This is a genomic window from Bacillus sp. EKM420B (genome assembly GCF_011065565.1).
In the GTDB taxonomy this organism is placed as follows: domain Bacteria; phylum Bacillota; class Bacilli; order Bacillales; family Bacillaceae; genus Bacillus; species Bacillus velezensis.
This window is the reverse complement of sequence record NZ_JAAMNX010000002.1, coordinates 610,794-630,927: the sequence shown is the minus strand read 5'-3', so window position 1 is coordinate 630,927 and position 20,134 is coordinate 610,794. Positions and strand designations below refer to the sequence as shown.

Annotated in this window: 21 protein-coding genes, 1 tRNA gene and 5 pseudogenes; 12 read left to right on the top strand and 15 right to left on the bottom strand. The window is 43.0% G+C overall.

The features are described from left to right. Positions 1–10: 10 nt before the first annotated feature. The 4 genes from G9F48_RS08185 to G9F48_RS08170 all read right to left on the bottom strand — a co-directional run bounded on the left by G9F48_RS08185 (position 11) and on the right by G9F48_RS08170 (position 1,662). Entirely contained in the window at positions 11–499 is a 489-nt protein-coding gene (locus G9F48_RS08185) for a phenolic acid decarboxylase (protein WP_014305882.1), read from the bottom strand. A gap of 21 nt (positions 500–520) precedes the next feature. Beyond that, positions 521–679, bottom strand: a complete 159-nt coding sequence (locus tag G9F48_RS08180) for a DUF3237 family protein (RefSeq protein ID WP_079898226.1) — start codon at positions 677–679, stop codon at positions 521–523. Positions 680–926: 247 nt separating this feature from the next. Next, on the bottom strand, positions 927–1,211 hold the full coding sequence (locus G9F48_RS08175) for a DUF1433 domain-containing protein (RefSeq protein WP_165409432.1): 285 nt from the start codon (positions 1,209–1,211) through the stop codon (positions 927–929). 136 nt (positions 1,212–1,347) lie between these two features. Next, complete coding sequence (locus tag G9F48_RS08170; protein WP_165409329.1) at positions 1,348–1,662, bottom strand: DUF1433 domain-containing protein; 315 nt, start codon at positions 1,660–1,662, stop codon at positions 1,348–1,350. A gap of 32 nt (positions 1,663–1,694) precedes the next feature. Between G9F48_RS08170 and G9F48_RS08165 the strand changes: the two are divergent. Beyond that, positions 1,695–2,064: pseudogene (locus G9F48_RS08165) on the top strand (lipase); the annotation flags it as partial. A gap of 96 nt (positions 2,065–2,160) precedes the next feature. After that, positions 2,161–2,271: pseudogene (locus tag G9F48_RS19725) on the top strand (sporulation transcription factor Spo0A); the annotation flags it as partial. 163 nt (positions 2,272–2,434) lie between these two features. Here G9F48_RS19725 and G9F48_RS08160 read toward each other — a convergent pair. Continuing rightward, positions 2,435–2,749, bottom strand: a complete 315-nt coding sequence (locus G9F48_RS08160) for a DUF1433 domain-containing protein (protein WP_165409328.1) — start codon at positions 2,747–2,749, stop codon at positions 2,435–2,437. Between the two features lie 51 nt (positions 2,750–2,800). Here G9F48_RS08160 and G9F48_RS08155 point away from each other — a divergent pair. Next, positions 2,801–3,169: pseudogene (locus G9F48_RS08155) on the top strand (lipase); the annotation flags it as partial. 94 nt (positions 3,170–3,263) lie between these two features. Here G9F48_RS08155 and G9F48_RS20050 read toward each other — a convergent pair. Both G9F48_RS20050 and G9F48_RS08150 read right to left on the bottom strand, forming a co-directional pair. Continuing rightward, positions 3,264–3,347 (bottom strand): annotated as a pseudogene (locus G9F48_RS20050) (DUF1433 domain-containing protein); the annotation flags it as partial. Between the two features lie 97 nt (positions 3,348–3,444). Next, positions 3,445–3,731, bottom strand: a pseudogene (locus G9F48_RS08150) (DUF1433 domain-containing protein). A gap of 201 nt (positions 3,732–3,932) precedes the next feature. Here G9F48_RS08150 and G9F48_RS19720 point away from each other — a divergent pair. Continuing rightward, entirely contained in the window at positions 3,933–4,058 is a 126-nt protein-coding gene (locus G9F48_RS19720; RefSeq protein ID WP_015387666.1) for a hypothetical protein, read from the top strand. Positions 4,059–4,153: 95 nt separating this feature from the next. On the opposite strand, the gene G9F48_RS08140 is transcribed toward G9F48_RS19720, so the two are convergent. Beyond that, positions 4,154–4,498 (bottom strand): DUF1433 domain-containing protein, encoded by a 345-nt coding sequence (locus G9F48_RS08140; RefSeq protein ID WP_071392322.1) that lies wholly within the window; start codon positions 4,496–4,498, stop codon positions 4,154–4,156. A 53-nt stretch (positions 4,499–4,551) separates the two neighbouring features. On the opposite strand from G9F48_RS08140, the gene G9F48_RS08135 reads away from it, so the two are divergent. Together G9F48_RS08135 and G9F48_RS08130 are read left to right on the top strand one after the other, a co-directional pair. Next, on the top strand, positions 4,552–5,973 hold the full coding sequence (locus G9F48_RS08135) for a lipase (protein ID WP_165409327.1): 1,422 nt from the start codon (positions 4,552–4,554) through the stop codon (positions 5,971–5,973). 16 nt (positions 5,974–5,989) lie between these two features. Further along, positions 5,990–6,301: a hypothetical protein gene (locus G9F48_RS08130; RefSeq protein WP_156735832.1), complete on the top strand. Its 312-nt coding sequence runs from the start codon at positions 5,990–5,992 to the stop codon at positions 6,299–6,301. Positions 6,302–6,359: 58 nt separating this feature from the next. Here G9F48_RS08130 and G9F48_RS08125 read toward each other — a convergent pair. From G9F48_RS08125 to G9F48_RS08115, 3 genes are all read right to left on the bottom strand, one after another. Continuing rightward, a tRNA-Arg gene (locus G9F48_RS08125) sits at positions 6,360–6,435 on the bottom strand. Positions 6,436–6,649: 214 nt separating this feature from the next. Beyond that, a complete protein-coding gene (locus G9F48_RS08120) occupies positions 6,650–8,119 on the bottom strand; it encodes a glycoside hydrolase family 32 protein (RefSeq protein ID WP_165409326.1) in 1,470 nt (489 codons plus the stop codon). Positions 8,120–8,133: 14 nt separating this feature from the next. Further along, positions 8,134–9,366 (bottom strand): MFS transporter, encoded by a 1,233-nt coding sequence (locus G9F48_RS08115; protein WP_165409325.1) that lies wholly within the window; start codon positions 9,364–9,366, stop codon positions 8,134–8,136. A gap of 389 nt (positions 9,367–9,755) precedes the next feature. Between G9F48_RS08115 and G9F48_RS08110 the strand changes: the two genes are divergently transcribed. Beyond that, positions 9,756–10,730: a LacI family DNA-binding transcriptional regulator gene (locus G9F48_RS08110; RefSeq protein WP_076851298.1), complete on the top strand. Its 975-nt coding sequence runs from the start codon at positions 9,756–9,758 to the stop codon at positions 10,728–10,730. A gap of 247 nt (positions 10,731–10,977) precedes the next feature. Further along, positions 10,978–11,574, top strand: coding sequence for an ATP-dependent Clp endopeptidase proteolytic subunit ClpP (clpP, locus tag G9F48_RS08105; protein WP_003151513.1), 597 nt, complete (start codon positions 10,978–10,980; stop codon positions 11,572–11,574). 43 nt (positions 11,575–11,617) lie between these two features. Here the strand turns inward: clpP and G9F48_RS08100 are convergent, their stop codons facing one another. After that, positions 11,618–12,478: a LysR family transcriptional regulator gene (locus tag G9F48_RS08100; RefSeq protein ID WP_003151510.1), complete on the bottom strand. Its 861-nt coding sequence runs from the start codon at positions 12,476–12,478 to the stop codon at positions 11,618–11,620. A 173-nt stretch (positions 12,479–12,651) separates the two neighbouring features. On the opposite strand from G9F48_RS08100, the gene G9F48_RS08095 reads away from it, so the two are divergent. Further along, a complete protein-coding gene (locus tag G9F48_RS08095; protein WP_165409324.1) occupies positions 12,652–13,782 on the top strand; it encodes a 2-methylaconitate cis-trans isomerase PrpF family protein in 1,131 nt (376 codons plus the stop codon). Positions 13,783–13,824: 42 nt separating this feature from the next. Beyond that, positions 13,825–15,201: an MFS transporter gene (locus G9F48_RS08090; protein WP_060674016.1), complete on the top strand. Its 1,377-nt coding sequence runs from the start codon at positions 13,825–13,827 to the stop codon at positions 15,199–15,201. A 230-nt stretch (positions 15,202–15,431) separates the two neighbouring features. Here G9F48_RS08090 and G9F48_RS08085 read toward each other — a convergent pair whose 3' ends face one another. After that, on the bottom strand, positions 15,432–16,007 hold the full coding sequence (locus tag G9F48_RS08085; protein ID WP_015387658.1) for an LOG family protein: 576 nt from the start codon (positions 16,005–16,007) through the stop codon (positions 15,432–15,434). 115 nt (positions 16,008–16,122) lie between these two features. Here G9F48_RS08085 and G9F48_RS08080 point away from each other — a divergent pair, with 115 nt between their 5' ends. Next, positions 16,123–16,443, top strand: a complete 321-nt coding sequence (locus tag G9F48_RS08080) for a MazG nucleotide pyrophosphohydrolase domain-containing protein (RefSeq protein WP_076851300.1) — start codon at positions 16,123–16,125, stop codon at positions 16,441–16,443. A gap of 44 nt (positions 16,444–16,487) precedes the next feature. Here the strand turns inward: G9F48_RS08080 and G9F48_RS08075 are convergent, their stop codons facing one another. Both G9F48_RS08075 and G9F48_RS08070 read right to left on the bottom strand, forming a co-directional pair. Then, on the bottom strand, positions 16,488–18,077 hold the full coding sequence (locus G9F48_RS08075; RefSeq protein ID WP_014305896.1) for a SulP family inorganic anion transporter: 1,590 nt from the start codon (positions 18,075–18,077) through the stop codon (positions 16,488–16,490). A gap of 2 nt (positions 18,078–18,079) precedes the next feature. Beyond that, a complete protein-coding gene (locus G9F48_RS08070; protein ID WP_003151503.1) occupies positions 18,080–18,661 on the bottom strand; it encodes a beta-class carbonic anhydrase in 582 nt (193 codons plus the stop codon). Between the two features lie 400 nt (positions 18,662–19,061). On the opposite strand from G9F48_RS08070, the gene G9F48_RS08060 reads away from it, so the two are divergent. After that, positions 19,062–20,027: a 2-hydroxyacid dehydrogenase gene (locus tag G9F48_RS08060; RefSeq protein WP_015387656.1), complete on the top strand. Its 966-nt coding sequence runs from the start codon at positions 19,062–19,064 to the stop codon at positions 20,025–20,027. The last annotated feature ends 107 nt before the right edge of the window (positions 20,028–20,134 follow it).

Below are 20,134 nucleotides of genomic sequence, written 5' to 3'. Positions count from 1 at the left end.
GGTTTTTCTCTTATTTTAATTTTCCCGCACGGATATCATCGGTCATTCCTTCGTACGGCGCTTCTGAAATCAATGTTTCGTTATTGATTCCCGCATTGTTGAGATACGTAATGTCCGCAAACTCGGGAACGACATATTTCGGGTACGTTTCATATTTCTCACGTGACTCTTTCATCACGTCAATGTAATCATTTTGGTAGCACACCGTGATTTCCGGATGCTCATGCACCCATTTCGGGAAGAAAATAATTCCGTGCATCCGTTTTTCATTCGGCATAAAGTTTAAGGAAACGTCTGTGCCTGTCGGTTCAGTCCATGACACTTTGTATACGCCTTCTGTCAGCTTGACGATATTCACTTCCTGGTCGCGCACCCAGCGGCCGCCTACCATTCCGCTATGAATCCGATAGTCGATGGTATGATCATTTTTAATATAGATTTCATACTCCCAGCCGTTTTCATACGTGTAAATCATATGGCTTCCGATAAAGTTTTCCATGTTGACTCACTCTCCATCTTATTATTGAATTTCATAAATATCTAACCGAATGTCATCCGGCAATCTGACCGCAGCCCCGATAAACAGCCGGTCCTGCAGATGCTGATATGCCTCACTGCTTGTTTCAAATACAGGCACAGTGCGGAAATACACGTGCTCGGGATCAATGATGCGGTTCACTGAATCATTGATGACTTTTTTAAAGAAGGTTCATTCAAGAACGTATCACCTCCCGAGACATTATGTTTATTTAAACATGTAACTATTTACACGTTTAATTGTAACGCTGTTAAAACGGACTGTCAAATAATGAGCTGTTTCCGGTTATGTTTAACAGTGTTCAATAAAAAAAGACAAGGGCGGCACATGCCGAAACCCTTGTCTTTTTCATTAAGCTCATCTATAAAAAACGCAGACGAGCGTCTTCTTAGTAATCACAATCTTTATCTCTGCATTCTTTCTTACTTACAGCGTCTATTGAGTGCCCCATGATCTTGTCATTTGCCTTATCGTAAATACCATCAAATTTATTCGATGTATCACCGTTGTAATAGCCAAATATCTCTATCCCGCCCATTGGATCTATCTCGTATTTATCTTTAAATGTAACGTTATGTATGCCTTCATAATTCGCTTTGATAAATTTCTCCATTCGTTCTTGAGCAATCTTTATCTCTTCAGCCTGTTCATTTTTATCATTCATACTCTTCATTATAAAACCTCCGGCTGTTATAAAAATAACCACGAAGATCAAAACGTATTTTTTCACAGAACTCATCCTTTCCATGAGTTATGACGGAGCTCGCGGACTAGAAAAATGGTGGTGACATCCGATGCATTTAGGCGTCTTAAGATTTTTCTTCAGTGTCCGCAGAGGAGCTCCCTATTTTGTCACCTACAGGATCATATAAACCTTCAAATTCTTTAGTTTTATCGCCGTTTAGATACCCCTCAACTGTAATTCCGCCAGTTGGATCAATAAAATAATCATCATAAGAAATTTTCTCTATTCCCTTGTACTCGTGATGCAAGTATTCGGTCATTTTACTTTTGGCTTTTTCAAAAAGAGCCTTTTCTTCCTTTTTCACATCATATTGATGCTTCATAATCAACCCTCCAACAGCTATAATTAACATTAATACAATAATAAGGTTCTTTTTCAAAAAAAATCATCCCTTTCCCTACCCTATTTTACATGACAAGAAAGGTGCTATATAAACGTGCTTATAACTATGACTATCTTAAAAGGAAATTAGTGAACAATGAGTATATACGTACTAATTCTTCCATTTCAAAACCTACTTACTGGTACGTCGATCAAATAAAATCAGACGATAATACAGGGCTTGATGCGGTTGTATTAGTACAAGCAGTGAAGAAAAACGGAAAATGCGTAAAGTCAAAAAAACTCGAAAACGTGGTCGTCCCCTTTTCAGGAACCGAAATCGCAAAAGGCCCGATCTTTGACGGCGGGAATATTGTTTTCGGAAATGATCCGAAAAAAGAAGTGTATTATTTTGTAAAAGAAGATACGGAGGATACATCGAACGGTCGGAACCTACAATAGTAATTTGCTCACCTAAATATTTGATAGCTTAATATTGCAGTGCTTCTTGGACTTCCCCTCATGGATTAAGTAAACACAACTACTGAAAACTTGATATGAATATACTTTCAGCATGTCAAAAGCAAAGCTAACCAATTCAGAATTCATCGCGATTGTTACTGACAAGTTAAGATTGGAACTTAAAGCGAGTAAAATGCTGATCTGACGTTTTTCCTAACGTTGAGTTGTCATGATATTTGTACGCGGTTATCGTTAATATCGGGGATACCTCGACAAATGAGACGGGTTTGAACTGTATGAGAAACATATCACGAATTTTGTAAGATAATTAAACAAAATAAATACCCACTCATCCTGAGGTGGGTATTTTATCTTTCTTCGGCATTGACCACTGAAATACCTATCTCCTTGTTCGTTGGATCATATATACCGGAAAATTCTTTTTCTTTATTATTATTTATGTAGCCTGAAACTTCAACTCCGCCTGTCGGATCGATATTGTAGTCTTTTAAAAAATGAACTTCCTGTACATTTTTATAGTCTTTTTTTAAGTAAATCTTCATGTGCTCTTGCGCCTCAATCACAAGTTTTTCTTCGTTTTTATGTTTATCATATTGACGCTTCACGAAAAAACCTCCCACTGCTATAATTATAACAATTAGGATAATAATGTATTTTCTCATGCGTATCGTCCTTTCGGAACTATTTTACAATATAAGAAAGGTGATGTATATATGCCAAAAGGAAAAGAAATAACCGTCTCTAATGTCACAGATAAAGAATATTACCGTTTGAGTCAAGCAGCTTATAATTATAAAATGTTAGCCCTGCATACGAAATATAAAACTCCTTATAAAATAAGTAAGACGTCATATTGGTACGTTGAGAAAGTGAAGCAGGATTCTGATACGGGTCTTGATGCCTTTGTATTCTCAAAAGGCATCAAGACAAAAAACGGAAAATGGATAAAATCAAAAAACCCCGAAAACGTGGTCGTCGCTTTTGCGGGAACCGATATCGGAAAAGACCCGATCAATGACGGCGTAAAAGCGGACGGCGGCAATATTGTTTTCGGAAATGATCCGCAAAAAGAAGTGTATTACAAGGAGAAAAACAAGAATGGCTACTCTTTAAGGAAAGGGATTTATCCGTTAGAGTTTTTGGGGCCAGCCAATAATACAAAAATAAAGACGCCAGTTAGGCGTCATAAGATTTTTCTTCCGCATCCACAGAGGAGCTCCCTATTTTGTCATCTGGAGGATCATATAAACCGGCAAATTCGTTTGGTATTACATTATTCAAATATCACTAAACTGTAATTTTGCCAGCTAAATCAATAAAATAATCATAAAGAATTCTTCTCTATTCCAGCGTCTTTTTAGTATTCACATTCTTTTTCCTGACACTCAGGTTTCTCTTCCGCATCAACTGACGAAACTCCTATTTCATCATTCGTTCTGTCATAAAGTCCAAAAATTCTTTTTCCTTATTACCATTCAAGTACCCCTTCACGGGAATACCACCCCTAGGATTTATTTTATAATTGTTAATGTATGTAATCCGCTTTATATTTTTGTAGTTAGCTTTTATATAGCTTTCCATTTTATTTTTCGCTTGGATAAAAAGTTCTTGTTCTGCTGCTTTTTTATCATGGTGGTATTTCATGAGATACTTCCTGACGCTATAGTTATCACAAATATTAGGGCAATTTTGCATCTCTTCACAAACTCATCCTTTCTTAGATTAAATTTATATCAACCTCGGGGTGTTGTACATGTCTAAAAAACATCAACGTATCAAGTATCAGTGATCGAGAATACTTTTTTATAAGCGTTAGTTATAGTTAGATCTAGGTTAAATGAAGTGATGAAGGAGAAAGGAATTCAAATCCAGAAGGAATTGGCTGATTTAGTTGGTTCTACTGAGGCTGCGATAAGCAGATTTAAAACAAATACAAGATATGATATCACAACACTATTCATTATTAACTGAGGATTAAATGTACCTATGGAAGATTTGTTTTATGTCGAGGAGATAGAGTAAGAGCAATAAAACAAAATTAGCTCAGCTCGATTGAGCTGGCTAATTTATCTTGTACAAAGCTTATCTTTACATTCTTCTTTGGGTTCGGCATCAACCGTATATGATAATATTTCTTTATTGCCTGGATCATATAGACCTTCAAACTCTTTTTTTCCATTCGTATAACCCTTAATACTAATACCACCCATTGGATTAATATGGTAATCCTCGGAAAAATGGATATTATCCACATTTTTATAGTTCGTTGTTAAAAACTTTTCCATATGATTCTGGGCTTCTTCGAATAACGCAATCTCTTTTTCCTTTTGATCATACTGATGCTTCATAAAAAGTCCCCCAACTGCTATAATTATTAAAATAAGGATAATTATGTACTTTTTCTTTTTCATTTGGAAATCAACCCTTTCCTATCTTATTTTACAAAAATAAGGAGGCAATGTATATGAATCACAAGATTAAAGTTCCAAAATTAACAGATAAAATTTATTATACGCTAAGTCAGGAATCTTACAACCACGAAAGATTAGTTGATAAATTGAAAACGGGGAAACCGATACAAACAGACCAACAAACTTATTGGTACGTTGAAAAAATAAAAACTGACGAAGATACCGGATTGGACGCAGTTGTACTATCACAAGGGGAAAAAACACAAGATGGTAAATGGGTAAAATCAAAAAACCCCGAAAACGTGGTCGTCGCCTTTGCGGGAACCGATATCGGAAAAGACCCGATCAATGACGGCGTAAAAGCGGACGGCGGCAATATTGTTTTCGGAAATGATCCGCAAAAAGAAGTGTATTATATTGTAAAAAAAGACGCGGAGGATACCTCGAAAACACTCGGAAAATACAATGGAACGCCCTCTCAAGACGCCATGCTCACAACCGGAAAGTATAAGCTGATAACGAAAACATCGCAAATCGATCAAGCCGATCAGCTGGTACGCAGCGTAAAGAAAAAGTATGCCGGAACGTCAACGATTATTTCAACAACCGGCCATTCACTCGGCGGCGCTGAGGCCGAATACAGCGCGGTGAATAATGATGTGTATGCCGTCGCGTTTAACAGTCCTTCCGTCGTGAAACTGCACGATGAGGAAACACAGAAAGACATCAACAGCGGCATATACGATCCATACATCCGGTCAATTATCAATCCGGACGACATGGTCGGGGCGGGTTATTGGAACGAATATGACCGCCACAACGGGACAACGATTTATACGAAAAACCCCTCACTCTCACAGTTCAGCCGGAAGCAGCGGCTTGGCGGGAACTTGAACGAGCAGATCAGCAAGAATCTCGCTTATTTCTTTACTACCGTCATTCTGAGAAATCCGGATACACACGGCTTAAATGAAGCGAATTTCATATTTGACCGAAACGGAAACATCACAAATCCGAACGGAGATGAGTTAGTCTTCGATAAAAATCTCGGCGCTCTGCTGCCGGCCGGTGCGATCGGAAGCGGAGACGCGATAAAAGTAACGCCGAAAAACGCAAAGAAGCTGGCTGAAAAGGTGCAGGCCATGACTGAGGATTTGCGGACGATGAAAAAAGAAGCGCAGAACGCCTATCAGGAGCACGATGAAAAAATCGCCGAGCTGAAAACGGAATTTTACGGCCAAGTCGGACACGGCTTGTTTGATCAGCTTCAAGCACAGGACGTGACCAATACAATTGAAGATATTGCGCAATCCTACGATAAAGGCCCGATTTTTTACGACACACAGGCTGAGCAGGCGTTTATTGATTCTTTGCAGGCGGCGATCACGGACCTTGAAGAGATCGGCGGATTCTTACATAAAATAGCGGACGAATTTCAGGAAAAAGACCAGATGCTCGCAAACTGGTTAAGATGATAGAGGTGGATACATAATGCCGACATTAGACGAACTTTTAGAACACAAGGACGACCCGATGAAGAAAAGGCTGCAGCGGCAGATGCTGAAAACCGTCATGACACAGGCAGCGGAGACAAAACTGGAGACAGTGCGCCGAACGCTGAAACCGACATTCGAAATGGATACTTTGAAAGATGAATTATATGAAGTTTATTCAGCCTTATTGAACAGCTTCGAAGGCAAGGCGCAAAAAGCTCTCGCACAGCGGATCAGTGAAAGTGCGCGGCTGATTGCCGGAACCGAACATAACAGAGACACATTCGTTAACAGTTTCAAAACAAGATAAAATAAAAAAACCTCGCAGATTATCATCTGCGAGGTTTTTCCTATCGTCTTAACTGAGACGCGCTCGGAGGGATTCGAACCCCCGACAGACGTGGTACCGGAAACCACCGCTCTATCCAACTGAGCTACGAGCGCACGTTTTTTCAATCAGATACCTTTATATTATAATAAAGAAACGCACAGAAAGCAACTCTTTTTTGATTATACACAACAGGATTATGCAGCGTCCTCATGCAGCATAATCCTGCATCGTTTAACGGCATTGATTTTCACAAAAAACTTATTTCAGGCGGACGCCCCCGGCTCGGTACATTTCCAGCCGCTTCAGATAAAGCGGCAATCACCCGTTTCAGCTTTTTTTCCAAATGTCTTTTAACGTCCAATAGATGAATTCCTCAACCTTTACGGCGCCTTTCTCAGAAAACAGCTCAATCCCCAATCTGCCCTCATTCGGATAGATACGGCTTGTCATCGTTGTTTCTCCATGATTGGCGAATACTTCAATCGAGGATCTGTCAATAAAGATACGCAGCGCCAGCTTGCCGTTTGCATCCAGCCGCACCCTTCTCACACCGTCTTTCGCTTTCCCCATCTTAGTGCAATCAAGTATCAGCTTTTTCTCCGTTAGATTGTATGTCAGCACAAGTTCTTCTTCGTCAAGGCCGCGAATTTTAAAACCTGCCGTTTCGGCATCAGAATCGTTTACATCAAACACGGCTCGGACTTCAAGCAGGTCTTCGGACGTCTTTGCCAAGTAACTCCCTGAAACCGATCGTCCGGCACATTCCCGATATTCCATTTTCCGCAGCTGCTTGGTTTCTTCCACGGGATTCATCAAAAGTTTATGATCATCACGCAAAGTCAGTTCTCGCGGCAAAGTCAGTGCACCGCACCATCCGTCCGCTTTTGTCGGCATCTCAGATTCCCACATATCCATCCAGCCGATAGCAATTCTGCGTCCTTTATCATCTAATAATGTTTGCACGGCGTAAAAGTCATGGCCGTGATCCAGTTCTTTAAAAGCGCCGTGTGTAAATTTGTTTGTTTCATTATTATAGTCACCGATTAAATAGCCGGTTTGATGTAAATTGTTATATGAATCGCCGTCCGCTTCAATACCCTGGGGCGAAATCAGCAGAACGTGCTTGCCGCCTAATTCAAAGAAATCAGGACATTCCCACATATAGCCGAGATTACCGTCACTTTGGGCGAGAACCCCCGCGTATTCCCAATCACGCAAATCAGGTGAACGGTATAAAACGACCCGTCCGACATTTTCTTTTGAAGAGTTGCCGATGACCATATACCAAACATCGCGATGCTTCCATACTTTCGGATCGCGGAAATGACGGGCGCTGTCTTCCGGCGGTTCCGCAATAACGGGGTTTTCCTGAAGTTTTTCAAACACGGTGCCATCTTGGCTGACAGCGATATTTTGAGTTTGATAGAATAGGTCTTTCTCTTGATCAATTATATTATGTCCTGTATAGATGAGGGCCAATCTTCCATGATCATCGACCGCGCTTCCCGAAAAACAGCCGCTTTGATCGAATGCGTCGCCCGGAGCTAAGGCAACCGGCAGGTGCTCCCAATGAATGAGATCTTTACTTTTTACATGTCCCCAATGCATCGGCCCCCAATGCTCATCATACGGATGATGCTGAAAAAAGACGTGGTATTCTCCTTTAAACTGAATAAGCCCGTTCGGATCATTGATCCAATTCGCCCGGGGCATAATATGGTACCCCAATCGATACCTTTGTTTCACTTTACCCTCGGCTTCCTTCAAAGCTTCTTCCGCCTGCTGAATTCTGTCCATTTGTAACATCCTCTCTATCCGATTTTTTGCAGACGCTGGACACGCCTGCTGTTTTGTTTCGGGCCCAATAAAGTAAATATGGAGATGACGGTAAAACCAAAGACGACGATTCCCATGATGAGATAGGTTTGACGGAACCCCGCACTGTCATATAATCCTCCCGCAAGCGGCGACAGAATCGACGCGCCTGCCTGAGATGCGAATTGAAAACCGACGAGATAAAGGACGGACGACAGACGCGTATCAAAATTGGCAGCCAAATATTTAAAAACGGCGATCAGCATAATCGGCAATTCCAGTGCGTGGATGAGTTTCATTGATGAAATGCCTACAGGCTCAACTGCAATTCCGGACCCGACGATGCGGAAAGCCATTAAAAACCCCGCTAAAATCAAACTGTTTTTCGCTCCGAACTTATTGACGATAAAAGGCGCAAGAAACATCATGCCGGCCTCCAAAAACACCTGGAATGAATTCAGATAGCCGAATACTTGGTTACCCATCGACACTGAAGGAAACAAAGACGCATAGTAGATCGGGAACTGCTGATCATATACGCCGTAAATGCAAGTCACCCCGATAATGTACATCATAAAAAACCAGAAATCTTTTAATAAAAAGAGCCGCCCCACATCTTTTAACCGGACCGATTCCGCTCTGTTTTTCTCATGATCGGTCATTTCTATTTTCACAGACATGATAATGGCCGTTAATATGACGGCTGAAACAGAGGCGATCCAGAAGTTGATATTGGGATTGATATTGAAAAGCTGCCCTGCAAAAAATGCAGCCGCCGCCCAGCCCAGCGAGCCCCACATTCTTGATTTTCCATACTCGAAATCATACTTACGGCTGACCTTTTCAATGTACGTTTCAATCGCGCCTATTCCCGCCAAAAAAGCGGCTCCCAAATATAAGCCTCCGACAACGGCGCCAAGAAAGACGTTGTATTGTAAAAGCGGCCCATAGACGAAGATATAAAACGGACCCGTGAATATGAGAAGACAGCTGATCATAAACAATATCTTTTTCTTCAGCCCCAATTTGTCAGAGATAAAACCGTAAAGAGGCTGCATGCACAGGGCAAATACGGCGTTTACAGAAAAGATAATGCCTGTCGCTGATCCGTTTAAATTGATTTCCTGCCCTAACCAAATCGCAAATAAAGAATAGCTGGAAGACCAAGTAAAAAAGAAAAAGAAGAAATAAGCACTCAGTTTCCAATACAGACTTTTTGAGCTTTTCATTTGCACCGCTCCTTTAATAGGACCTTTTAACAGCCGTTTTGAGCCGCATACTTCCTTCTTCATATTCATCACATACATGCGAGCTCTGAGTAAGCGCTTACTTTACGCCGCTGCTTGATTCCTTCACTTTATTGCCGCCAGCCATCTCTCCATACCCGTCACTTCCCTTCACTCCATAAATAAAGCGCTTTCAAAAAGAATTGTATGTCAACCGGTTTCATATGTCAATCGGTTGACATACAATTTTCTGATTATTTCAATCAAACAAAATGCACCCTCTTTATATGAAAACAGAAACATGGAATGTCCTTGCACATGTCAGCCTGATTCTCTAAAATAAGTGCGTGACGGAAATTGTAAGCCATTTCAGTAAGCAGGAGGGCACGGGAATGAAGCCTAACATTCATGATGTTGCGAAAATAGCGGGAGTTTCATCTACAACCGTTTCGCGGGTATTAAATAACCGCGGCTATATCAGCGAAAAAACAAAAGAAAAAGTGTACAAGGCGATGGAAGAAATCAATTACTTTCCAAACGATCTGGCCCGCTCTTTATTCCGAAAACGAACCAATTTAATAGGACTTATCATTCCAAACTCCAGCAACCCGTTTTTCGGCGAACTCGCCTTTCATATTGAAAGCATTTGTACGTCCATGGGCTACAAACTGCTGCTTTGCAACAGTTTACATCGAAAGGATAAGGAAGAAAAATATTTGGAGATGCTGATAAGAAACCAAGTGGACGGCGTGATCGCCGTGACTTACAACCGGGGAATTCTCAATTATCACAAGCAAAATCTGCCGATTGTCGCCATTGATCATTACTTATCGGACACGATTCCAGTCGTCGGCTCAGACAACTATGACGGCGGAAAAAAGGCGGCTGAACTGCTGATTGAAAAAGGGTGCCGGCACATCGTCCATCTCAACGGCCCGATTGAACTCGAAACACCGGCAAACCTCAGAAGAAAAGCATACGAAGACGTCATGCATGAACACGGACGGAAGCCTATTACATATGAAGTACCCTTTTATCAGCATTACCATGATATTATTTCAACATTATTCGATGAACAGCCTGACACCGACGGAATTTTTGCCAGCGATGATATCATGGCGGCTGCCGTGATGAACGAGGCTAAAAAACGGGGGAAAGACATCCCGAGTCAATTAAAAGTGATCGGTTATGACGGCACTGAAACCGTTCAATCGGTTCTGCCGGACTTGACAACCATCCAGCAGCCGATCGAATTGATTTCCAAAACAGCCATCGAGATTTTAGCAAAAGAAATTGAAGGCGAATTTGATGATTTGCCGCTGGAAACGTATTTGCCGATACGGCTTTTGGAAGGACGGACAACGTAGTCAGACCGTTCAGCCGTATGTACCGACGCGACTGCGGTCTATTTTGAGCGCTCCGGCCATATCATTTTCTCAAGGCTCCGGCGCTGATCATCCTCATTTTCACTTTGCTGTTTGAACTTTTTGTTTTATGGGAAAAATGGTGTTAGAAGAAAAGGTTGGCATTTTGGTCAGCGTTTTGTTTGACCTTTATTGACCAAAAATGTATCATGTAAATACATACTTACCTAAAAGGTGAAGGAGGAGCATTATGAATTTAATACCTACAGTCATTGAACAAACGAACCGCGGAGAAAGAGCTTATGACATTTACTCCCGTCTTTTGAAGGACCGTATTATCATGCTTGGATCTGCGATTGATGACAACGTTGCGAACTCCATCGTGTCACAGCTTTTATTCCTTGAAGCGGAAGACCCTGAAAAAGATATTTCCATTTACATTAACAGCCCTGGCGGATCAATCACTGCCGGTATGGCAATCTATGATACAATGCAGTTCATTAAACCGAAAGTATCCACGATCTGCATCGGTATGGCCGCTTCTATGGGAGCATTTTTACTTGCAGCCGGAGAAAAAGGCAAACGTTACGCGCTTCCTAACAGTGAAGTTATGATTCACCAGCCGCTTGGCGGAGCGCAAGGACAGGCGACAGAAATTGAAATCGCCGCAAAACGCATTCTCTTGCTTCGCGACAAATTAAACAAAGTGCTTGCTGAACGTACCGGCCAGCCGCTTGAAGTCATTGAGCGCGATACAGACCGCGACAACTTCAAATCAGCTGATGAAGCCTTAGAATACGGCTTAATCGATAAAGTGCTGACACGCAATACGGAAGACCAGAAGTAATGCCTCAGAAACCTGCAAGAGATGATGTCTCTTGCAGGTTTTTTTATGCTTTATTCCCATTCAAAAAAGTAATGAATGCTTTGACGACAGATAATTCTAACGCTGAAGAATCATACATGAGCCAAGTATCGCGTATCACAGGCTCATTATTTTTATAGGATAGCGCCAATGTGTATAATTCATCAGAAGGCTGAAGACAGATTTCCGGCACAACAGAATAACCGAGGCCGTTTTTCACCATCTCTTTACAGGTTTCCTGCCTGTCTACCTCCATTGCAATGAAAGGCGGTTCAGTAAATTGGTTATTCCACCATTTTTGAATCAAACTTTTCAAAGAAGCATCAGTTTGATAATAAATCATCGGCAATTTGGGAAGGTCCTCACTGTTGATTTCAGTTTTTGAAATAAGGTACAGTCTCTCTTCATTTAACAGTTGTTTTTCCCCTTGCCAATCATAATTCCCCCTCATAATCCCAAGGTGTACCCCCGAATGATGAAGCAGATCCATCACTTTTGCACTCCATCCCGTATTGACGTGGAATTGAACAGACGGATACTGATCAGAAAACCGTTTTAGAATCGCCGGGAGCTTATACTGAGCAAAATTGCTTGAGACTCCTAATCTGAGAACCCCGCTGACTTCATGGCTCATATTGAGCATATCATCCTTCACTCTTCTGAACTCCTGCAGCATCTCTTTCGAATAATCAACCAGATGTTCACCTTCTGAAGTGAACTCCATCCCTTTTTTTCTTTTATAAAAAAGGCGCACTCCGAATTGTGCTTCCAGGTTTTTGAGCCGATAACTTAACGCCGGCTGTGTCATATATAATCGCTCTGCCGCCTTCGTCATATTTTTTTCTTCGAATAATGTAATGAGCACAATCCAATCCTTTTCATCCATATGAAATCCCCCAAAATATTTTTCTGCTATAAAATTTTCTCATATTATAAAATTTTTTTATTCAACTTTATAAAAATTATATGTTTTACTTATAATCCTTATTTATCATACGATATCTTCCAAAGGGACCGGTACCTTTTTATCCACACAAAATGATGTAAGGATGAGACAGCATGGAAAAAGTTCCTGTAACCGTTATGAGAGGCGGCACCAGCAAAGGCGTTTTTATTCATCAAAAAGACATGCCAGACGATACAAACCTATGGAGCGATTTTCTTTTAGACATTATGGGGAGCCCTGACGAGAGACAAATTGACGGTCTCGGAGGCGGCCATTCTCTCACAAGCAAGGCAGCCATTATTAAGAAATCCGCCAGAAAGGATGCTGATGTTGAGTATACGTTTGCTCAGGTCAGTTTGACTGACAAATTTACCGACTTCAAAGGCAATTGCGGAAATATCTCTTCTGCCGTAGGCCCTTATGCTATTGAGAAAGGGCTCGTTCAAGCTGAAGAGCCGGTTACAAAAGTCAGAATTTTAAATACAAACACTCAAAAAGTGATCGCAGCAGAAGTCGAAGTCAGAAATGGAATATTTCATTACCAGGGGGACTGCTCGATTCCGGGGGTTCCAGGTACAGCTTCTCCTATTTATCTTTCATTTCACCAGGCTGAAGGAGCGGTGACCGGTAAGCTGTTTCCCACCGGTCAGCCTATTGATGTTCTCGATACACCGTATGGAAATATCTCGGTATCGATTATTGATTACGCCAATCCGCTTGTCTTTGTAAAAGCAGAGGACACGGGGCTTACCGGCTTAGAACTTCCGGATGAATACACCCCGGATATATTGGAAAAGCTCGAAATGATCCGATCGATTGCAGCCGAGAAATGCAGATTCGCTCCGAGACATGAGGCTGCTGCAAAATCACCGGCCGTACCAAAACTGACATTAATCTCATCTCCAGCGGATTATATCGATACAAAAGGGATAAAGAGACATGCAGAAGAGATGGATCTTGCCATTCGTATGATGTCCATGCAAAAACCGCATCAAGCTTTAGCCATTACAGGGGCGGTATGTACGACTGCCGGCATGCTATTGCAAGATACAATATTATCTGAATTTTCATTCTCCGGCAGAACGATCCGATTGGGGCATCCAAGCGGTATTTTAAAAACCGAGGCAGATGTTGATCCGGACGGAACAACGATTAAAGTAGTACGCACAGCAAGAAAAATCTCTGAAGGCTATGTGTTTACTAAACAAAGTTACAACATGAATACGCTGAATCACATTGGTTAATACCGTCTTCAGACAAGTCAAAGATAAACGGAGGAATACGAGATGATCAATGTAAATGCGTCTAATCGATTAAACAGACTGCCTTTTTCAAGGGCCCATCAAGCAGTGCTCGTTATCCTTTCATTCGCTTACTTTTTTGATTTTATCGATTTAAATACGTTTTCATATGCGGCGCCTTCACTTTTAAAGGAATGGAATATATCCACTCATACCATCGCTTTTATTACGTCTGTCTCCTATTTCGGGATGTTTATCGGCGCCTCTGCCGGAGGATGGTTTTCAGACCGTTTCGGAAGGAAAAAAGGTTTAATTCTGGTTGTCACCTTTTTCTCTTCCTTCTCCCTCCTCTCTTCTCTGGCTTGGAACCCAGAAATACTCGGTGTTTTTAGATTTCTTACGAGTTTAGGTATCGGCGCCACAACGATTGTGGCAAGTACGTATATCAGCGAATTTTTCCCATCCGCAACTAAGGGAAAATACCAGGCAATCTGTATTACAATCGGCATATGCGGAATTCCTGCGGCCGGCTGGGTGGCTAAATTGGTCGTGCCGTCCGCCTCTTACGGCTGGCGGTTTATCTTTCTATTCGGCGCTGTCGGTATTTTTTTCCCGCTGATCGCCAGAAAACTGGAAGAATCACCGAAATGGCTGGACACGAAAGGAAAAAGCGAACAAGCACACCGTATTCTGCTTGAACTGGAGGCAAAAGCAGAAAAAGAAAAGGGTGAACTGCCTGAACCAGCTCCGGCTCTGCAAAGCAGACAAACCGCTGTAAAATCCGTTCCATATCGGACGCTGTTTCAAAAGCCTTTGGCAGGAAGAACTTTTGTTTTAATGACAATGTGGGCAGCTTCCACGATTGCAATTCAAGGCTTTGGCACGTGGGTTCCCACCCTTCTGGTGAAAGAAGGCGTATCAATGGATGAGTCTATCGTATACGTCACTCTGGGAACGATCGGTGCCCCGCTGGGCGCTCTCATTGCGTCGCAAATCTCTGACCGTGTGGATCGAAAGTGGGCCATTTCTGTTTTATCGTTAATTATTATGGCGCTTGGATTCTTTTACGGCATCAATCCTTTGCCGATGGTCATTATCGTATGCGGATTTCTCATGCATATGTTTGAGCGTACTTTCAGTTCGATCGCATATGCTTATACGCCGGAATTATATCCGGTTGAAGCCAGGGCATCTGGAAATGGCCTCACTTACGGCGTAGGACGCCTTGCAAATGTAGCCGGTCCCTTTGTCGTCAGTTTCCTGTATTCAGGCTACGGATTTTTAAGTGTTTTCTTGTTCTTTACAGGCTGCTGGTTTCTTTGTGCACTGACAGTCGGTATATTTGGAATCGGTTCAAAAAAACAAAAGATGCAGCAGGATGATTTCATATCGGAAGAAACATTCGTACAACAAAAGTTGTAAACGCATACAGTCTGCAAACCGAAAAACATCCATCTCCTTTGAGGAAATGGATGTTCTTCTTTCAACCCCAACAGCATTCTCATTCGCATCTTATTCTCAGCCATATCTCTTATTACCAAGAAAGGCGTGGTACGCACGAAAAAGAGAAAAGAACTTTCCGTCAGAATGAATCAGATGCAGCCGCCGAACAATTTTCCTTCAAATGCCGAAACATATTTCCGACCGCTGCCTTACAATTCACGCCATTTCTTATCTAAAATCGGGTATGTATACCGATTCATCTGCTCAATCAGTTCATCCGGACGGGAGGAACTGTGTATCAGCTTTAAATGAGACTCATTCGAAAATCCTTCCTGAATGCTGTACTTGACCATCTTCATCATCGGCTCAAAATACCCGTTCACATTGTACAGTCCGATCGGTTTTTGATGAATGCCGATTTGCGCCCAGCACAGCACTTCAAATAACTCTTCATATGTTCCGAAACCGCCGGGCATGGCAATGTACCCGTCGGCAAGTTCACTCATTTTCGCTTTCCGCTCATGCATGCCGCTGACTTCAATCAGCTCCGTCAGATTCTGATGAACAATCTCTCCGCTGAAAAGCCCGCTCGGCATGACGCCGACAGCTTTTCCGCCGCCTGCCATTAACGCATCAGCGACGGTTCCCATCAGACCGACCCGTGAACCGCCGTAAACAAGGCCGATTCCCTGCTCCGCCATATATTCACCCAGTTCGGCCGCTTTGCGTTTGTACTCTTCATTTACCCCCGGGTTTGACCCCGCAAATACACAAATGGTTTTCATTTTTTCATCTCCGCATCTATATATGTACATCAATAAATCAAAATACACTATATATTGTCCCATCTCTATATGATAATATCAATAAGAATCATACAGGACATAAGGAGTGTTTCACATGCAGATGGCTGAAGCAGAACAATGGACGAAAGATTTTTACGAAAAACGAGGATGGACGGCGTACGGGCCATTTATCAGAATCGGCTTTTTAATGGAAGAGGCGGGTGAGCTCGCCCGGGCGGTAAGAGCATATGAAATCGGCAGAGACCGGCCGGATGAAAAGGACGCAACCCAGGCTGAACGCAGGCAGGAGCTGATTGAAGAAATGGGTGACGTCCTTGGAAATCTGGCTATCCTTGCCGATAAGTACGGAATCACGTTAGAAAATGCGATGGAAGCCCATCAGAAAAAACTGATCAAGCGCTTTGAAACCGAATAAAAACACGGCCTGTCCGCTTTTTCATGGACAGGCCGTATCTGAATTTATCCCGTTATCTCGTCCTGATGCTCAAAGAAATGCTGTTTCCCGATTTTATGAAACAGCCCCGTCTTCCGGATCAGCTCTCTCGGCTGTGATTGCAATCCGACGATCATCAATCTCCCGTTATGCCGTTTGATCCGGTTCATCACATTCCCCAGCACCGCTTCTGCGGAGGTATCCATGTAATGCACATTATTCATCAGCAGAATAAGCGTCTTCGGCTTTTCCTGAAGCCTCTCAAGCAGCGATGATTCCAGTGAATCAATTGAACCGAAAAACAGCGGCCCTTCAATGGAATATGTGCTGACGGACGAATCATTTTTAACCGATTTGACCGCAGCATGCGGTGTTTTAATGCTTGTTGATTCGCTCATCTTTCTGATAAAGAAAACAAAAGCGAGCACAAGACCGGCAGAAACGCCGATAATTAAATCAAACAGAACCGTCAGCAAAAAAGTTGCCGCCAGTACGAATGAATCAGTGTTTTTCAGCCGCATCATATTGGCGACTTCCCTCCGCTCACTCATGTTCCAAGCCACAACCATCAATACCGGCGCCATGCTTGCCAGCGGTACGTGAACGGCAAGCGGGGCGAAGACGAGCAGGACGAGGAGGACGGTGACTCCGTGGACAACACCGGAAATCGGAGAAACTGCGCCGTTTTTAATATTTGTTGCGGTCCGCGCAATCGCTCCCGTTGCCGGTATGCCGCCGAAAAGCGGCGCTGCCATATTGGCGATGCCCTGCCCGACAAGCTCCCTATTGCTGTCATGCCGTGATCCTTTCATATTGTCCGCGACCATCGCCGATAATATGGATTCAAGTCCGCCGAGAAGCGCAATGATCAGAGCCGACGGAAACATCATCACCATGTTATCAATTGAGAAATCCGGAAGCTGGAAAGCCGGAAGCTGCCGCGGAATTTCTCCGTAAGCAGAACCGATTGTCGCCATTTTGTCAGGAAAAAACACGACCGCCGCGGCTGTAGAGACAAGCAGCGCCACAAGCGCGCCCGGAATCTTCGGCATCAGCCTGGCTGATAACAGCAAAATGGCCAAAGCAATTCCCGCGATGAGGATGCTGTACAAATTAAAGGTTCCGATCTTCTTGCCTATTTCCGCAATGTTGAGGATAAAGCTTTCATGCTTTTGGATATCGCGCAGACCGAGAAAATGGGCAATCTGCTCCGAGAAAATCAGCACCGCAATCCCGGCCGTAAATCCGACGATCACCGGCTTCGGCACGAATTTCATAATCTTTCCGAGCTTAAATACGCCAAACAGGACGAGCATGACGCCTGCCATAAAACCGGCTACAAGTAAATTCTCAAAACCATACTGCATCACAATGGCAAATAAAATGGGAACAAACGCCCCTGTAGGCCCGCCGATCTGATATTTAGACCCGCCCAACAGCGAAATCAGTATTCCGGCCACAATAACGGTGTAAAGCCCGTATTCCGGACCGACCCCCGAGGCGATGGCAAAGGCCATTCCCAGTGGAATCGCTACAATTCCGACCACAATTCCCGCGATTAGGTCTTTCTGAAATTTCTGCAAATTGTACCCCTGGTATCTGCCGGTAAATTGCATCGTCAGCTGCATCCTCCTTTGACTGTTTCATAACCGTCAACGACTACATCCAGCGTCCCCGTTCCCGGATCGATCACCAGCCCGTGCACCGGCACCTCTTCAGGCAAGAGCGGATGATGCCTGACCATATTCACGCTGTGGGCCACGCTTTCTTCGACGCTGTGAAAACCGGTCAGCCATGTTTCCAAATCGACTCCCGCATGCTGCAGAAGGCTGAGACATTTGTCTTCCACGCCGCGCTCTTTTGCTTTATTTAATATGGAAGCCGCATTTAATCCCGACATTCCGCACTCGCGGTGACCTATGATGCAGACTTCCTCTGCCTGCAGTTCATAAACGGCGACCAAAATGCTCCGCATAACACTTCCAAATGGGTGAGAAACAATGGCTCCCGCGTTTTTTATGATTTTGGCATCGCCGTTTCTGAGTCCCATCGCCTGCGGCAGAAGCTCCGTCAGCCTTGTATCCATACAGGATACGATGACAAGCTTTTTTTTCGGGAATTTTGTCGTTTGGTAAGGTTCATATTTCCTTTCTTGGACAAACTGCTGGTTGTGCTCCAAAATGCTTGATAAAGAAACCATTTTTCTATTCATCTCCCATCCGATTGTATTGCAAGCCTTCTTACCCAGCTTACAGTAAGGAATTATAGCACAGAAAAAGGCCTCAAAAGCGCTTTCAAAAAAAGACACGATAATTTGACTGTAAATTCAGATTATATTCATTTATATCTTTCAAAAATAATAAAATTTATCTTTACACCAACCTATAAAGCTTTTAAAAACAGCGGTTCCGCTCATTTTGCCTTCAGAAATATAGGCGGATTCTGTTACTGTTTGGAGAAATCAAGCATGTACATTTCTTTTTCTTTTATTTTAAGTTCAAAAGAACCAGAAATTTATCGTAATGCGTTTGAATATTTCTCACGTTACCGCTTCTCTTATATAATAAAATAGAGAAGAAAGACAAAGGAGGAGAAGCCCGTTGAAACCCTATGTATTCATCGCGAAACCGATACCGCCCGAAGTCGAACAAATGATAGGCGAGCATTGCCGCTATGACATCTGGAAAGAAGACACCATTCCAAAAGAGAAACTGTACGAAAAAATGAAAGATGCTGAAGGGCTGCTGACATCCGGAACGGCGATTGACAGTGATTTGCTGGATCACGCGCCGAAGCTGAAGGTCGTCAGCAATAATTCAGTCGGCTATGATAATTTTAATATTGAAGAAATGAAAAGACGCGGGGTTGTCGGCACGCATACACCGTACACCTTAGATGACACTGTCGCTGATCTGGCTTTTTCATTAATTCTGTCTTCCGCCAGACGGGTTGCCGAATTGGATCGATTCGTCCGCGCCGGCAAATGGGGAACCGTTGAGGAGGAATCTCTTTTCGGTATGGATGTCCACCATCAGACATTAGGAATTATCGGCATGGGCAGAATCGGTGAACAAGCTGCCAAACGGGCAAAATTCGGCTTCGATATGGACGTGCTGTATTATAACCGCAGCAGAAAACCGGATGCTGAGAAGGAACTCGGGGTTACATATGCCGACTTAGATACACTGCTGAAAACATCAGACTTTGTGCTTTTAATTACGCCGCTTACTGACGAAACGTATCATATGATGGGAGAGCGGGAATTTAAATTGATGAAAGATACGGCATGTTTCGTCAATATTTCCCGGGGAAAGACGGTTGATGAGAAAGCGCTCATCCGCGCATTGCAGGAGGGCTGGATAAAAGGCGCCGGTTTAGATGTGTTTGAAAAAGAGCCGATCGCCGAAGACAATCCGCTCCTGCAGCTGGAAAACGTCACATTGCTTCCTCATATCGGGTCAGCAACGGCAAAAATCCGCTTGAATATGTTCAAGCAAGCCGCACAAAACATGATTGACGCCGTATACGGAAAAACACCGAAAAACCTCACGAAGGAATTTCAATGAGATGAAAAATCCCGGCCGTTTCAGCCGGGGTTTATTTTTCACTAGATCAAAAGTACTATTTTAAAATTCTTTCTATTCCTTTCTCTTGATGCTGATACAATGAAAAG